Origin of the sequence: Flavilitoribacter nigricans DSM 23189 = NBRC 102662, from assembly GCF_002646595.1 — a bacterium.
GTDB classification, from domain to species: Bacteria; Bacteroidota; Bacteroidia; order Chitinophagales; family Saprospiraceae; genus Flavilitoribacter; species Flavilitoribacter nigricans.
In genome coordinates, this window is record NZ_PDUD01000013.1 from 38,658 (window position 1) to 54,155 (window position 15,498).

At 53.2% G+C, this 15,498-nt stretch carries 13 protein-coding genes and 1 tRNA gene; 3 read left to right on the forward strand and 11 right to left on the reverse strand.

Translation table 11 applies throughout. From position 1 onward, the window contains the following. Positions 1 to 69: 69 nt before the first annotated feature. Entirely contained in the window at positions 70 to 1,755 is a 1,686-nt protein-coding gene (locus tag CRP01_RS08920) for a GMC oxidoreductase (protein ID WP_099149685.1), read from the forward strand. Between the two features lie 168 nt (positions 1,756 to 1,923). Here the strand turns inward: CRP01_RS08920 and CRP01_RS08925 are convergent, their stop codons facing one another. Beyond that, positions 1,924 to 3,651, reverse strand: coding sequence for a hypothetical protein (locus CRP01_RS08925; protein ID WP_099149686.1), 1,728 nt, complete (start codon positions 3,649 to 3,651; stop codon positions 1,924 to 1,926). Positions 3,652 to 4,074: 423 nt separating this feature from the next. Between CRP01_RS08925 and CRP01_RS08930 the strand changes: the two genes are divergently transcribed. Both CRP01_RS08930 and CRP01_RS08935 read left to right on the forward strand, forming a co-directional pair. Beyond that, positions 4,075 to 4,161 (forward strand) — tRNA-Leu (locus CRP01_RS08930). Positions 4,162 to 4,262: 101 nt separating this feature from the next. Then, positions 4,263 to 5,390: a tyrosine-type recombinase/integrase gene (locus tag CRP01_RS08935; RefSeq protein ID WP_099149687.1), complete on the forward strand. Its 1,128-nt coding sequence runs from the start codon at positions 4,263 to 4,265 to the stop codon at positions 5,388 to 5,390. Here CRP01_RS08935 and CRP01_RS08940 read toward each other — a convergent pair. The 10 genes from CRP01_RS08940 to CRP01_RS08980 all read right to left on the reverse strand — a co-directional run bounded on the left by CRP01_RS08940 (position 5,314) and on the right by CRP01_RS08980 (position 15,497). Then, positions 5,314 to 8,202, reverse strand: coding sequence for a coiled-coil domain-containing protein (locus tag CRP01_RS08940; RefSeq protein ID WP_099149688.1), 2,889 nt, complete (start codon positions 8,200 to 8,202; stop codon positions 5,314 to 5,316). The two genes, CRP01_RS08935 and CRP01_RS08940, sit on opposite strands and share 77 nt — an antisense overlap. Before the next feature lie 3 nt (positions 8,203 to 8,205). Continuing rightward, positions 8,206 to 8,709 carry a hypothetical protein gene (locus CRP01_RS08945; RefSeq protein WP_099149689.1) on the reverse strand — a complete coding sequence of 168 codons (504 nt, stop codon included), beginning with the start codon at positions 8,707 to 8,709 and terminating at the stop codon, positions 8,206 to 8,208. Next, complete coding sequence (locus CRP01_RS42220; protein WP_170110291.1) at positions 8,696 to 8,839, reverse strand: hypothetical protein; 144 nt, start codon at positions 8,837 to 8,839, stop codon at positions 8,696 to 8,698. Before CRP01_RS42220 ends, CRP01_RS08945 begins: the two co-directional genes overlap by 14 nt. Continuing rightward, positions 8,836 to 9,432: a hypothetical protein gene (locus tag CRP01_RS08950; RefSeq protein ID WP_143473331.1), complete on the reverse strand. Its 597-nt coding sequence runs from the start codon at positions 9,430 to 9,432 to the stop codon at positions 8,836 to 8,838. Before CRP01_RS08950 ends, CRP01_RS42220 begins: the two co-directional genes overlap by 4 nt. A gap of 2 nt (positions 9,433 to 9,434) precedes the next feature. After that, the gene (locus CRP01_RS08955) at positions 9,435 to 10,496 is read right to left on the reverse strand and encodes a DUF6712 family protein (protein ID WP_099149691.1); all 1,062 of its coding nucleotides are present in this window, start codon (positions 10,494 to 10,496) and stop codon (positions 9,435 to 9,437) included. 3 nt (positions 10,497 to 10,499) lie between these two features. After that, a complete protein-coding gene (locus tag CRP01_RS08960) occupies positions 10,500 to 11,888 on the reverse strand; it encodes a hypothetical protein (RefSeq protein WP_099149692.1) in 1,389 nt (462 codons plus the stop codon). After that, entirely contained in the window at positions 11,885 to 12,241 is a 357-nt protein-coding gene (locus CRP01_RS08965; RefSeq protein ID WP_143473332.1) for a hypothetical protein, read from the reverse strand. Before CRP01_RS08965 ends, CRP01_RS08960 begins: the two co-directional genes overlap by 4 nt. Positions 12,242 to 12,477: 236 nt before the next feature. Beyond that, positions 12,478 to 12,690, reverse strand: a complete 213-nt coding sequence (locus CRP01_RS08970; RefSeq protein WP_099149694.1) for a hypothetical protein — start codon at positions 12,688 to 12,690, stop codon at positions 12,478 to 12,480. Between the two features lie 66 nt (positions 12,691 to 12,756). Next, positions 12,757 to 13,674 (reverse strand): hypothetical protein, encoded by a 918-nt coding sequence (locus CRP01_RS08975; protein WP_099149695.1) that lies wholly within the window; start codon positions 13,672 to 13,674, stop codon positions 12,757 to 12,759. An 8-nt stretch (positions 13,675 to 13,682) separates the two neighbouring features. Further along, the gene (locus CRP01_RS08980) at positions 13,683 to 15,497 is read right to left on the reverse strand and encodes a hypothetical protein (RefSeq protein ID WP_099149696.1); all 1,815 of its coding nucleotides are present in this window, start codon (positions 15,495 to 15,497) and stop codon (positions 13,683 to 13,685) included. Between the last annotated feature and the right edge of the window lies 1 nt (position 15,498).

Here is a 15,498-nt window from a genome sequence, read left to right on the forward strand (position 1 = left end):
GTTGTCGTTCGCTGGTTTCTTACAGATCACTACCGACGAATTTTACACTAACCGACTTAGACAAAAAAGATGCAAGACAATAATACATTCGACGCCATCGTCGTCGGCTCCGGGATCACCGGCGGCTGGGCGGCCAAGGAACTCACCGAAAAAGGGCTCAAAACGCTGGTACTCGAACGGGGGCGGCAGGTAGAGCACGTTAAAGATTACACCACCACCTCGATGCCCACCTGGGATTTTCGGCTCCGGGGCCGCGTTTCAGCGGAGGACGAGGTCAATTATCCGGTACAGTCCAAAGTATACGCCTTCAACGAGGCGACCCGCCACTACTGGGTGAACGACCTGGAACATCCCTACACCACGCCCGAAGATCAACCCTTCAGTTGGATCCGGGGTTACCACGTCGGCGGTCGCTCCATTATGTGGGGCCGTCAGTGCTACCGCTGGAGTGATCTGGATTTCGAAGCGAATGCCAAAGACGGGATCGCCGTCGATTGGCCGATCCGCTACCAGGACATCGCACCCTGGTACAGTTACGTAGAAAAATTCGTGGGGATATCCGGACAATCGGAAGGCCTGGCCCATTTACCGGATGGCGAATTCCTGCCGCCGATGGAACTCAACTGCGTGGAGCAAAAGGTTAAATCCGGCATCGAAGGCAAATGGCCCCAACGCCGGCTCACCATCGGTCGAGTGGCCAACCTGACCCGTGCGCACAACGGCCGGACCCCCTGCCAGCACCGGGACCTGTGTTTCCGGGGGTGTCCCTACGGCGCTTATTTCAGTAGTCAGAGTGCCACCCTGCCGGCCGCAGCCGCTACCGGCAACATGACCCTGCGACCGGATTCAGTGGTGGAGTCCATTCTGTACGATGAACAATCGGACCGGGCCACGGGCGTGCGCGTGATCGATGCCAATACCGGCGAGACTACGGAATATAAAGCCCGTGTCATCTTTTTGTGTGCTTCCACACTGGGGTCTACCTGGATCCTCCTTAATTCGGCCAGCGATCGTTTTCCGAACGGTCTGGCCAATTCCAGCGGAGAACTCGGCCACAATCTGATGGATCATTTCTACCGGGTGGGCGCTTCCGCGGATTTTGAAGGTTTTGACAATAAATATTACGATGGGCAGCGACCGAACGGCGTGTACGTTCCCCGTTTCCGGAATGTCTGGGATAAGCACCCGGATTTTATCCGGGGTTACGGCTACCAGGGCGGTGCCAGCCGCGGCAACTGGAAGCGCGGGGTAGGGGAGAACGGCATGGGCGCTGACTTCAAAGATGCCATCACCAAACCGGGACCTTGGAATATGGGCTTACAGGGCTTCGGGGAAACTTTGCCGTACCACGAAAATTCGGTTCGCTTGAATCCGGATAAGCTGGATAAGCACGGCCTGCCGACTTTGTTCATCAGCGCAAAATTCCGCGAAAACGAAGCAAAAATGAAAGTGGATGCCATGAATGCCGCTGCCGAAATGCTGGAAGCAGCCGGTGGTAAGAACGTCTCTACCTACAACCGGGAAGCGCCGATCGGGCACGGTATCCACGAGATGGGCACCGCCCGCATGGGAAAAGATCCGAAAACCTCCGTACTCAACAAATGGAACCAGTGCCACGATGTGCCCAATGTGTTCGTAACGGACGGATCGTGTATGACCTCGGCCTCCTGCGTCAACCCGTCGATCACCTACATGGCCCTGACGGCCCGGGCGGTGGATTATGCGGTGAAGGAATTGAACCGGCAGAATTTGTAAGCAAAGGTTCCAATTTCCGGAAGGAAATAAGAACAGGGAGCACGGTGTAAAGACATTCGAAGCGTTTGCACCAGGCTCCCTGCTCCAGGTCCCGGGATGACCTGGCTTTTTCCATGATCTCTATTTGCTCAGTTTACTTCCCGGTAATTCGCTAAAAAGATCCCGATCTTAAACCGCCGCAAAGGCTCCGCCAATGGCGGCAGCAGCACCGGCCAGGATAGTGAAGGTCAGCCACCAGGCTGCCGTACTAGCGGTCTGGCGGGTATTTTCCGCCTGGATTACGGCCTTTTTCTCCAGATTGCGCAGCGCGCGTTTGGATTTATCCTCGATCTGACTGATCTGATCCAAAACCTGCTGTCTGGCTTCTTCAACGGTGTTGGCGACCTGGTCAAGATCATCCCGACTTACCAGCCCGGTATTGGTAAGGATGGATACCAGCGTATCGCGATCGTACCTGGACAGTCTCGTTTTGAGGATGGAAAGACTTTCCGAGGGGTTGTTGAGCGCGGTGCTAAAATCATTTTTCAGCATGGCGTAATTGAGTCTGGGATCATCCGTGCTGTTGATGAAGTGGGCGATTCTTTGTTCCAAACGGTTCAACATCTCATCGGCAGAAGGCAGTTGTTCCCAGCCAATACTATCTTTGAGCGCCTGCAACCCCTGCTCAATGCGGTCAGCATAAGTTTCCAACTGGTCTCTTTCCAGCTGGGTATTACTATCCAGGTAACCGATTACCGTATCACGGTCCAGCTCATCCAGTTTGGCCCGCAATCCCCGCACAGTACGTCCGGGATCATCGATGATCTTTTCCAGTTCCCGCTTGATCTGCTCCCGGCTGAGTTTGTCCGGAGTGGACCGCTGGATCCAGTTCTTCAGCTGATCGTAGTAGCTGTTGATCCTTTCATGGTCTATTGGAGACGCCTCCACCGCATTTTTGATGCTTTCGCCACGGGTATTTCCCCTTTGGTAAGCGTCCTGTATATCCTTTAGCAGACTCTGGAGCTGTTGAACTTTTTCTCTCCCTTTCCGGGTCGGATTGGTATTATCCGATTCGATGGCAGTTTGAATGGCAGTTTGGATTGCTGTCCATTTGGCCGGATTGGAGCTGGGATTGTTACCGGCGGATGTTTCGGCAATTTCCCGGATATCGTTTTTCAGGCTCTCGTAGCTTGGAACCCGCTCGTTGAATGCACCCAGATATTTTTCCAGGGTAGCCACGATGGGTTGTGCATCAAAATCCAGGCTAAATTCCTGCCGGATCTTTTCGACCGTACTGGCCGCTACATTTTCCATCTGGGTCTGTGGGGAAGGCGTCAGTAAACTTTTTACCGCCTGCCCGGATGCCTTTAGCCCCGAAAGCGCGGTATTTACTAATCCACCGATCAGTACACTTGCCGAACGGCCCTCCAGATAGATCACCAAAATTATGAAAGCGGCCCAAACCACCAGAGCCAGGGTGATGTTGATCCGCAGGGAATCCATCGGCGTGAGCAGCAGTGCCAGTGCGGTGGCGCCGAAAAGAGAGGGGGCAACGGTCAGCACATTCCACAGACCGATACCGGAGGCGAGGTCTACACCTACGGGAGTGCCCGGGTCAATGTCGTATTTATTGTCGTCGTCATCATCGTCGCGTTCGGAACTGCTGTCTTCGTTGTAGTCAGAACGGTATTTGCTCTGCACGTATTTCTCTTTCAGGTCCCCTATAGCGGTAAAGCCGAACGACACCGACAAAGAAGTAAGCAGGAACTGAAAGCCCAGGGCCAATACAATACCGGCAATTATGGTGATGATATAATTGGGCAAAAGGTCAACATCCAGGCGACTGCCCAGGTCCTGAGCGGTTGTAGTCGCGAGGGTGGTCACGGATAAAAGAATAGTAAGGAAAAAAGACTTCATAAGAGCTTTATTTAGTTAAACAGGATAAGGCAGTAAAGGGCCTGCCATTTGAAATCGATCAAAAGACAATGGACAAAAGGAGCTGGATCTGAGAATATGCGCTACGGGGCATTTAAGATGAGTCTGCAAGCGATTAATAAGCGGCTGACTGTGAGGCTATTGTTTACTGTAACCCAGGCTTGTTGGAACTTGTTCGAACAGGAGCGAATTTACCGCGGCCGGCCGGTCTGCCCTGAAGGAAACGGAAAGCCCGATTCCAGGCTATATCCCCCTTTTTCACCGGTCACATCCATCCAAAACCGGACTGTCAAAAATATTTTTCCTCCAGGCTTGCGAAAATTGGAAATATTTTTCATCTTTGCGTCCGCTTAACGGGAATGATAACGGAGAATTGAAGAATAAACTCCTCATTTCTGAGCAAATGCCGAAGTGGTGAAATTGGTAGACACGCACGTTTCAGGGGCGTGTGCGCTCGCGCGCGTGGGGGTTCGAGTCCCCCCTTCGGCACCAAAGATTGTAATTTATTGAATTTCAATCACTTGCAACATGCCACAGACAGTAAATTTTGTCTGTGCTGTCTGTGGCTCACGAACTCTTGGCAACTTTCTACCATGTCAAGAGAAAAAAAACTTTTTCCTGTAAAGGAATATCTCATCTATCACCCGGTTGATCTCGGGAAGCAATGGTTTGTATACTGGTACGAATTGGGAAAGCGGAAGAAGAAATACGGCGAGATCAACCAGGGAGAAACCTATCAAAAAAGGATGGACCTGGCCCGGGAGCTTATCCGGGAATTGAAGGCTGCCCACCGTCCTAAATTCTCCAAGACCGAATCAACTATCTGGAAGTACATCGAACAGAATAAGCATCTTTGGAAGCCGCGTACCTACTCGGAGTACGTGAGTATGTCGAAGGTGCTTTTCCAATATCTGAACGGGCGGGAGGTCACCCAGCAATTGATCCAGGATTTTTTGCAGGGGTTGAGGGCTACCCGCCATACGACTACCTGGAACAAGTATCGCTATGCGTTGAAGCGATTGTTCGATGGGGTAGGAGCTACGTATCTTTTTGAGGATATTAAACCGATTAAGACGATCAAGACGCCGGCGCGGTATTTCCAGTCGCACCAGGCGGCGCAACTTGCTCAGGTGATCGCTGAGCGCGATGCTGATCTCTGGTTGTTTGTGCAGTTCATTTACTATTGCTTTATCCGTCCGACGGAGCTGCGGCATCTACAGGTAGGAGATCTGATGCTGGATGAACGGGAGATCCGGATGCCTGGGAATAAAACGAAGAACAAAAAGACGGAGTATGTGGCTATACCGGACATCTTTGTACCGGCCCTGGAGCCGCTGTACTATCGATCTCCGGCGGAGTATATTTTCCCTTCGCCGAAAAAACCGAATAAGCCGCTGAGTAAGAATGTAATGTACCGGCGGCATAAAAAGATATTGGATAGTCTGAATTATGGTGAAGGCTACTCCCTCTACAGCTGGAAACATACTGGCGCGGTAGCGGCGGCAAAGGCCGGCGTAGGGATCAAGGAGCTACAGATACAACTGCGCCACCACAGCCTGGATCAAACGGATGAATATCTACGCCAGATGGGGGTGCGGGATGTACACCGGATCCGGAATATATTTCCACCGATCGGGGCCCGACTTACAACGGCCCACCGGCAGCCTGGCGCATCTTCTGTTTCCGGCGCTCCATTTCCAGGATCACCTGATCCTCAATAATGGCCATGACGCCGTTGCTCAGGATAGCATTGAGCTGGGTGATGGCCTGCAGCACGGCCTGTTGGGTGGGATCCGGTCCGGCTGGTGCCGTGGGTGCGGCAACCGGAGTAGTGAATCCACCATCCTGGAACTGACCGATCCGATTGAGCCGAATGTTCTCAATGGCGCGTACGTAGTCCAGTACTTGCGGATTGCGTAGGTCTTTGTTGGATACGAAGTATTCCGGTCCGGCTTCGCTGGCCAGTACTACGGGGTGGGAGGGAAGCATGCCGGACTGGGGGGATCCGATATACCGGGCATGATACTGGCGGCCGTCATCCTGGCCGATAACGTCCATATACCCACCATCTTTCCGCTGTGGAACTTCCGACAATACGGATTTGGCTTTGGCAATATTGGTGGTGATCCGGGCAATACCGGCAATAAATTGGGCAATACCGGCAGCACCAAAGGTAACGGCGTTTGTGGGGTTGGCTTCTGAGTTTGCGGTAAGGGATGATATTGCGGAGGCGGTATCCAGGGCGATCTGGGCCAGGGTGGCAATCTTTTGGGCGGCTACGTGTTCTCCTTCCTTACTGATGAGCAGATCAAAGGCGCTGGATGCCAAATTACCGAAAGCGGTGAAGGTCTCCTGCAGTACTGCAAGCCGTGCCTGCTGCTGCTGGAAGATCTCCTGTTGTTCTTTCTTATTGAACTCCTGTTCTGTCTTGAGGCGCTTTACTCGATAAGCTTCGGTAATGTCGTTGGTATCTAGACCGTACTGCTCGGCCAGACGGATTAGATCCTGATAGTGGGCATCGAGTTCCTGGAGGGCGAGCTCCCGGGAACTGAGTAGAACGGCGTCGGCTTCTTCCTTCAGTTGTTGTTCTAATTCTAGCTTTCTAGTTTGCTCTTCAATCCTTCTTTCTTCTTCTGCCTGAATTCGTACTTCGTCTGCGGCAGCTTCTAGCTCCAGTTCTTTTTCTAATTGGCTATTGATTCGGGTTTCTAACTGCTCTGCAAGAAGTTCGCTAACTGCTTGATCTCGTAGCCGTTCAAGTTCTAAACGCTGTGCTGTGGCTTGCTGTACGCCTTTATCTTCTAACTCAATGGCCAGGTCAATCTCTTTTTGATAGCGTTGGCGTAGGCGTTCGAGGGCTTGTTCGTCTTCATCCAGCTCAGCTAGTCGGGCATCTTCCCGGAATTGGGCGGTGATATCATTGAGCCGCTGAAGGTTCTTCTCCAATTCCTTGGCTCGTTTATCGGCGGCTTTCTTCCGATCGTCTTCCGCTTTTTTGCGGGCTTCTTCCTGAGCGGCAGCAGCTTCGAGATCAACAGGAGGCGCAGTGCCACCGGTGGTGCCGGCATCCGGCAGGTCCCCTCCGGTTAGGCGGGCTAATTGGGCCCTGGCCCCTTCGAGGTCTTTGGTTACATCTCTGAGATCATCCCGGAACGCTTGCAGGGTTTGAGGGTCGTATTCAATATTTAGAATACCTCCACGTCCAGTCTTTGCGGTTTCGTTCAGTATCTTTTGCCGGTCTTCCAATAGCCCGATCTGATCTTCCAGAGCTACGATGGCTTCCTGGTTAATGAATTGGAGCCGCGCTTTTTCGGCTTCCAGGAAATCCCGGGAGGCATCGGCATTGATACTTAGGGCCCGGCCATACTGGTCTATTTCGGTAACCGCAGTAGGAGTGAGGATCCCAATTCGTTCGATCACTTTCGCAAGTTCATCTTGTTCTTCTTTCGTTTTATCAGATTTATTGGTCAGATCTTCGTATCGATCAAGTAAAGGATTGAGTTCCATTTTAAGATCATTCACCCGTTTGGCTTGTTCATCAAAGGCGCTGGTGGCGTTTTTGATCGGATCGCTTAGGTTGACAACGGTATCCGTCACTACATTGATCACATCGGCTACACCATCAGCTACATCGATCAACCTTTCGAATACAGGGATTAATGCAGTGGCCATCTTCTCACTTACTTCTGAAAACTTAGCGCTTACTTCCGCCTGCCGCCGCACCAACGTATCCGCATTCTCAGCATAAGCTGTCTGTGCATCCAATGATTTTTCGGTGATCAGTTCCAGCGTAGCCGTAGCCTTCGCCTGTTGTAGCAGGGTGCCGGTGAGTTTGTCCAGACCTTTCTCCGCCAGGCGCGCGGTGACGTCTGTTTCCATGATGGAGATACCCAACTGTTTGAGTTCTTCCCGCTCGCCGAGCAGGGCCTTACTGAGAATCTGGGAAACATCGGCACTTTTGATCTGTCCGCCGGTCCATTCACTCAGCGCTCCGGACAGATCGGTGAGGGCCAGGGAAATGCCGGTTGCTTCTTCCCTCTGAAATTTCATAGGGATGAGCAGATCCTGGATACCGGCAGCGGCATTGATATACTGCTGGGTAGTGAGCCCCATGGCGGCAGCATTCTCTTCGGCGGCCATGGTGACCTGGGGTAGGGTAGACCCGAATACGGTCTGGGCTTTCTTTTGCAGCACTTCCATCTGTGCGCCCAGGTTGAACAGTTGTTTGCCGTAGTCGATGACGGCATCGATAGTGAAGCCGGCGGCGGCAATGCCGATGAACTTTGATGCCCCGGCGGATAGCTTATCGTATGCTTTGCTGGTGCCTAACAGCTTTTGCTTCTTATCATCGAGTATACCATTGAGGCGCTTCAGTTCTTTACTGAGATGTGCGGCTCGGGCATCGTAGTCCGCAGTGCCTTCGGTCAGGTTCCTCAGCTCATTGTAGAGCTTTCGTTTGGCCTTGGTGATATCCGTGATATTGTTCCGGACCTCCTTCCCATTAATAAATATAGTCGCCTGCCTTCTTGCCATGCCTTACTTGATTGAGGTGTCGATGACACCGGGGATCTTAATAACTACTTCGGCCGCTACGATGTCGGCGTATTCTTCTGCGAGCAGATCGGCCAGTTTTTCCACTGCGCTGTCCATGGTAGGAGCCAGCCAGGGGGCTCCAATCTTAGCCCGCAGCTGGGCTGCAGCCGGGCTTCCTTTGGGCCGATGTTTACCTACACCGTGCTCCAAAAAAATACCGTGGCGGGCGAAGCTAAAGCCGATGCCGTCGATATCACCGCCACGTTTGCGCAGGTTACTGCCAATACTTTCTACAAGGGGCTTTTCCCGTTGAACCTTGACCTGGCCGCTGCGTTCTACAAAACGAATCCGGGAAACCAGCGCAGCCCGGTCTTTGAGCTGTAGCTTAGAGGCCGCCATGACCAGCTCGCTACGGGTCATGCGACCAAAGCCACGTAGGCTTTTTTCTAAAGCTTCGAGCCGATCACCGAGGGTACCTGGTGCGCCGAATTCGTTATTGTTTGCCATCGTCTTTCTTCTTTTTCCGCTTTCGCTTAATCTTCTCCTTCACTTTCCGGCCGTACTTCCGGGCGGTATCGTACATCACCCGGAGGTTGACCCGGGCACGGAGATCCCGTAGATTTTTTGGAATACTCATAGTACCCAGGCTATTACGTCCTGCACGGTGATGCGCCAGTGCAGACTGGTGTTGATGATCATGGCCATCACGCTGGCTACGGCAATGGAGATCCGGCCCATGGTGCCTAATCGCGGCACCTTGATATTGAGTAGGGGAATGCTGAAGGTTTTCCCAGTCCGGTCGTCGGTGCCGGCGTACCACCATTTCTGTCCGGAGCCAAGGTTGATGAAGCCTTTGTGCAGGATGAGGCCGGGGTATATGCTGGCGGCAATACTGATCAGGTTGCCGCCCAGGGCCATCCAGGCCAGGGTGATGCCACCGGTGGCCAACATTTCCCAGAGGTGGATATCCTTGGGCAGTATCTGGTAGTTGGGATTGAAGGAATCTTCTACGCCGATGGTACCGACAATACTGATAATGACCAGGATGACGGTGCCGGCTTTCCAATAGCTTTCTGGTGCGCTTTGCAGCCAGCAGAATAGCGAACCGGCCAATACGGCTACCATCAGGCCGCTGGTGATGACCCGGTATACGCTTTTCTTGGCGTAGCCGAATCCATTCTGTGCGCCGGATAGGGCCCGGAAAAGAAATAGATACAGGAATTCAATCATGATCATAGTCTTTTGATACCGGTCACCTTCTTCTCTGTGCTCGGCACGAGGGGATAGGCTCCGTAGTATCGGTTGGAAGAATAGAGTTCTGTGTCGGTTTCGGTGGTAGTGGTGCTTTCTTCTTCAATCCTGGCCTCGTAGTAGGCCTCGTAGAGCGGGTAGGAGCTGAGGTTGTTCTTCAGGTAGTACAGGATATAGCTGATGTGGCGATTGGCCAGCAGGTTGTGGTGGTTGTACTTTTCGCTGAAGGCACCACCGGCAGCGCTGCCGGCCCGCTCGATGCCCTGGGGTTCGAGGGTTTCGAGTTGTACAATGCGGTTGCCCTCGAATTGCACCCAGTTGCGGCTCATGGCTTCCTGGATGGTGAAATGCACCACGGCCTTCTGAATGTGGCTGATCAGGGTGGTTTCATCGGCGGTAAGGGATTTCAGGGCAATGCCTTCTTTAAGGTCATCGTATTGATCTTGGCCGATGACCCGAAGGATGGCAAAGGTTTCCACTTCTTCAATGATCGGCCGGATGGTCTCGTATACATAGCGGCTGAGCTGCTTGCCGTAGTACTGCCGGAATACCCGGGCGGTATTGATGAAGAGCGCTTTATTTTGAGTGTACGCCGTAGAAGCTACCCACAAGGGGTAATCATCTTCGTTGTCTTCCAGGAAATCGAGCATTACTTCCAGGCTTTCGTAGCCCATCACCAGCATCTGCCGGCGGTAGTCGGCCTCCTGGTATTTGTAGGCGGTTTTCTGCTGATCACTTTCGGCGCGTACCATGCCCATGCCTTCGGTGAATTGTACGCTCCCCACCTTGGCGTATTCGTACATGGTGAGCAGGGCGGTAGTGCGCTTCAGCTTATTGAGCAGGGCGGTTTGTTCGGCGCTGGGGGTGCCGTCTACGGCTGTTACCAGGGCCTCCCACTGGCCCTGGCTGAGCCAATCCCAGATGTGCGTTTGTGCGGCCATCTCGATCCAGGGGGCCAGGCTGTTGATATTCAGGTTCTGATTGATAGCGCCGCCCAGGTGCGCTTTGAAATCGGCGATGCTGGTGAAAATATAGGTGGCCATGGTTTACTGGTTTTCTTGATTGGGTGAATGTTCATTCGGTACCAGGCCGCTTTCCTGGTTGTTGGTAGTGGTATGCTCGGTGTGCTGGATGTAGAAGGTGATGTCCCAATCCGGATTGGTTCGGGCGTTGTACTGAGCAATCCAGTTGAGGGGTTCCAGAATGATCTCCTGATCGAAAGTATTAATGGAGATCTCGGTGTTGTAGACTTCCCGTTTATCCGATCCGGAGCCGGCACCCATCTTGCCGCCCTCCGGAGCGAGGCCGACCATACTGGGGTGACCACCGAGGGACTGCACGATCTGGGCATCTGACTTTTCGGCACTGGGTACCCAGTCGTCTTTCTTGGCTTTGTCGTCGATGGCGATGATCTGGATCTTCCCTTGTTCTTCGCGGCTACCGTGGTCGTAGTTGAACACGGTGGCAATACTCATATAGGCGTTTTCGGTACCGGCCAATTGGGTGTTGATGTCATCCACCAAATTGTCTACGATCTTACTGCGTTCCTCATCCGACATGGTGCTCCAGCTGTCGCGATATCGGATAGTGAAGTAGTTTTCCGGAATAAGGATCTGGTATTTGAGGCGCACCTGGTTTTTCATCATGGCGGTGACTACTTCGGGCACGGTGGCACTGGCATCCATCCAGCCGTTCTCCCGGAAGAGGCCCATCCAGAGTACGTAGGCGTAGTAGAGGGAGCCTGGCGTTTTGAGGCGACTGTGCCAGGCCATTTTATAACCCGACAACTTACGCAGGAAGTCTTCTCCTTGCTGCCACTGGTAGAGTGGGAGTACGTTGATCCGATCCGGATGGACTACGCCCTGTCCGAGACTGAAATCTGCTGCGTACAGCAGGAAGTCCACGTTCAATGATTGTTTGTTTTGCAAGCTGAGGCGGCAGAATTCAGTCTCTTTGTGGAACAGGTTAGTGACCTGGCGCATATCCCGGCTGAAGATCATCTCCGAGAAAGTGTTCATGATGAAGCGATAGTCGAGCATCTGGGGTTTGTACCATTCGTTGGCTATCCGGTTGTCCCGCAGAAAGCGTTCTACGGTGGGCTCGTAGGCGCGGGTGATACGGCCGGTTTCCAGGCGTTCCTGATTGTGGTAGTAGGCGATGCCGTCACCGTAGGCCATGCGTACCAGATCGTATACGGTGCGGCCCGCAATAGGTACTTTCATGATCTTCTCCCGGATGATGCGGGGCAGATCGTCCTTACCGGGCTTATCGCCCCAGGGGGCCCACAGGAAGCCGCGTTCCAGTTCGTCGGGGAAACTGGAATCGGTACGGCCGGTGCCGGTGGCTTTTCGGCCTGTGATTTGGGTATTATTGAGGTAAGCCTGGTGGCGGCCTCCATCTACCTGGACAACATCGAGTACGGTATGCGGCGTCATGCAACTACAATTTTTTGATTGAAAATGGCTACCAATGGGGGGTGTATCTTCCGGATCTCTCCGGTGGGGTGCCCGTTTACCAGCAGGCGGATGTTGCGGGTGTACCATTTTCGGTGCCCGGGATCTCTCCGGAGCTCGGCCAGTTGCTGTACTTTTTTTTCGTGCGGCGTGGCCGGCCGGTTGGCAAAGGTGTCGGTAGTGGATTCCGGATCGCGGTGCAGCAGTACGGCCTCGGCAATGTCTTCGATACGACCACCGCACTTGCGTTTGCGGTCGTAGGTAACGAAGGTGAGGGAGAATGGTCTTCCGGTCTCCATCGTGGCCAGCATATTACGTACAGTGATCTGATCCATATAGGCAAAGGTGCGTAGGTGCACCGGGAGAAGAAAGGACAGGGTAGGGGATATGTACTGACGTTGAATTGGGCGGGCCTATCCGGCCCAATTCAAGTGCAGCATAAAATGAAAAGCCCGACTATGGTGGATAGCCGGGCCGGGTATTCTACATACTATTTAGAAAACTTATCGGGGGTAAAGATCGGTTGGTTTTGGTTGTGGAGAAAGGACCGTTACACATCCTTCCCGGAAAGTCAAGATTCTTTTTTATCCGTGTCTTTGGGCCAGAATAGATTAGCACGCACGGCGCAATCTTTTGCTTCCAGCAGCTTTCGGACGGCGGTAGTGGTTTCCGGATTTTGTGGGAGTGTTTCCACCAGGTAATGGGCCAATTCACAAAATGGTTTGGATACGGCCTGTAGTTTCTCAGGCAGGTGATCGTATTTGAAAAACTGTAGTAAATACATAGCCTCTATTTTTAGTTACACGGGCTAAGGCCCGGAATGAAAGGATATACGCGATTCTCAGGGCGATCATTTGCCCCACATCTCAACTACTTTCCGCTGATCTTCCAGGTAGCTCAGGTATATGAGCCCATCGGCGTAGGGCCGGTTGGCAACCTGGTCCATGTTGGCAATACCGTCGGACAGTCCCAGGAGGATGCCGCCCCATCCGTAGTCGTTGCCGACGTGTCGCCGGCTGTCATCTGGCTTTTTGAAAATATTCTCGTAGCCCTGGATGATCTGCTGCCGGCAGGAAGCGAACCAGAAGATGATGATGCGCTTGACGATGGCGGGGAGGGTAGCGGTGATCTCCTGCCGCTTGGCTACCATGTGGTCCAGCTTGTAGAGTGGCATCCGGATGTCTCCGTAGTAGCCGGTACGCTGGTTCTCTTTCGTGCGGGGTTTCATAGGTCGGTAGAGCGCGGCGATCAGTTGATCGGCGTATTGCTCTTCCTGGGTCTCTATGAATTTTTCGAATACCTGGAAGGTATAGCCCAGCTCGTAGAGGGTGATATTTTCCAGTTTTGATTTGGGCCCGTACAGCCGGGTGGTTTTCTTATGGTTCTTCTTTTTGCCTTCCAGGTAGGGGTAGGGAATATTGGTGTAGGTAAGGGAGATGGCTACTTCGTTGTGCTCGAGTCGTTCGAAAAGGAAGTCGGCGATCTGGAGTACTTCGTCCAGTTCGGAGATGAAGACCAGCTGGCCGTCTTGTTTGCCGTGCTCCTGGATGCAGTCCTGTTCCCACTGCTCCATAAAGGTCTGGGAGAGTTTGAGCAGGTACTTCACCAGCAGCAGTTTTTTGAAGGGGAGTAGTTCTACCGGGCTGATCCAACTGCCGGTATTGCTCATAATGATGTTGTAGCACTGGAGGACGTCCCGCAGGGAGAGTTTGTTCCAGCTTTGCGGTACGTAAAATTCTTTCTTACCGATCTTGACGTGGGTGCTCATGGTAGTAGCTATTGTTTTAGGATGAATTCAATGTCGGCCGTACCGAGGCCGTTGGTGTCGATATCGAGGCTGACGCGCTTAATGACGCCGACCATAGTGCCCTGGGGGTCGTAGATGTAGCGCATGGGGTTGCGCCATTTTTTGAGTTCCAGTATATCTGCAATCGATAATACGCAGCGGCGGCGTACGGTAGTGGCGTCGGTTGGTTCGATCCAGCCTTCCCAGTGGGATTTGAATACGCCGTTGTCTCCTTCCAGCAGGAGGGAGCTGGTGAAGGTGGCGTCTCCGTTGGAGTCGAGGTCTGTGGTAGATCCCTGTACATAGTTGTTGCCGTCGGTGTCTTCCTGCAGGCCGCGGTCGAAGGCGATCCGGATGTCGGTATCGTTTTCGAGCCCGATGGTCTGACTGTTGCCGGGTTTGTTGGTGGCGGGTACCTGCCAGGTGTATCCATCCAGGTTGGAAAACCGGGAGCTGTACAACGGCCGGACGGGGAAGGGAATGGTATTCTCGCCGGTGCCGTAGGCGGTGATCTGGTTGTCGAACAGGTCCAGTTCTCCTTCGATCTTAGCGTATTCCAGCCGATAGCCTTCGTATTCTGGAATGTCGAAACCGTAGCCTTTTTCGGTGCGTCCGGTCCAGTCGATCGGGGGCTGCCGGAGGGGGGCTACCCGGCTCCGGATCTGTAGTTCGTTATTGTCAATTTCGAAATAATAATTCAGGAATTTGAGCAGATCGAAGAGATCGGTACCCGTCCAGTCTGGGATGTAGTCTTTCAGTACGATGCTTTGCAGGTGCTGATTGAAGTAGTTGAGGGTGGGGCCGAAGTCTCCTTCCAGCAGGTCATCCAGGGACTTATTGGTATAGTATACGAGCTGCTGGATCCAGTCGGATTCGTAGAGTGGGCCGGCGGCTTCGTACCCGAGTTGATTGATGATCAATTCGAGTAAATGCCGGAAGCGTATGAAAGGTACGTAGGAATGGTTCCAGTCTTTTTCGGTAGTGGCCACATTGTCGATATCGGTCCCATCCAGCCAATAGTTGAGGTATTGGTTGACGCTGATCACCGTCTGCCGTTCGTGGAAGTAGAAAGCGTAAATGGTTGGGAAGGTGATATCCTCCCGGGGAGTGGTGGCCAGGCTATTTACAAAATTCTGCAAATTGACCACATTGCCTTCGTATACCGTGATCCCGGATACATAGGTGACGTTGAGCCATTCGGATACCCGGTAGTTCGCGTCCGGGTATTGGTTGGTTAATAGCTCAATGTGGTCGGTGCTGAATGGCGCGGCCAGACCGATGTACACGGCGTTGATCTGGCTGATGAGCGCCAGCTGGCCATCGGCCTGGGTGGCACCTGGTGCGTCGTAGAAAAAAGTATTGTCGTCGATCTTGATGGTCCAGCTGGTGGTGTTCTCCAGGTAGTATCGGATCACCCCGGCATTGGCCGTATCCGGCACGCTGACGGTCCCCAATAGATCGTGTAAACGAATGTTGGCCAGCTCGTCGATAAGATCCCGGGCAGTGTTCTTCAGTACGATCTCTATACTGTCACCGGATCCACCGGTGATCTGTACTACACCGGTCTCGATCGGTACGCCGGCGATGTACAGGATGCCGGTGTATTTGCGTTGCTTGGCTCGGATGTCGAGGCGGTTGGCGTAGCCGAATATCCCGAGGTTGCGGGGGGTGGCTGGGATGCGGAAGGGGAAGGAGTAACCACGGGGGAGACCGTCCGCATCGAAGATGGGATTGTCGAGGGTGTACCTTACCCGGGTGCGGGGGGTGAGGTCTATGGAGAGGTTGTTGATGCGGAGGTCGAACATG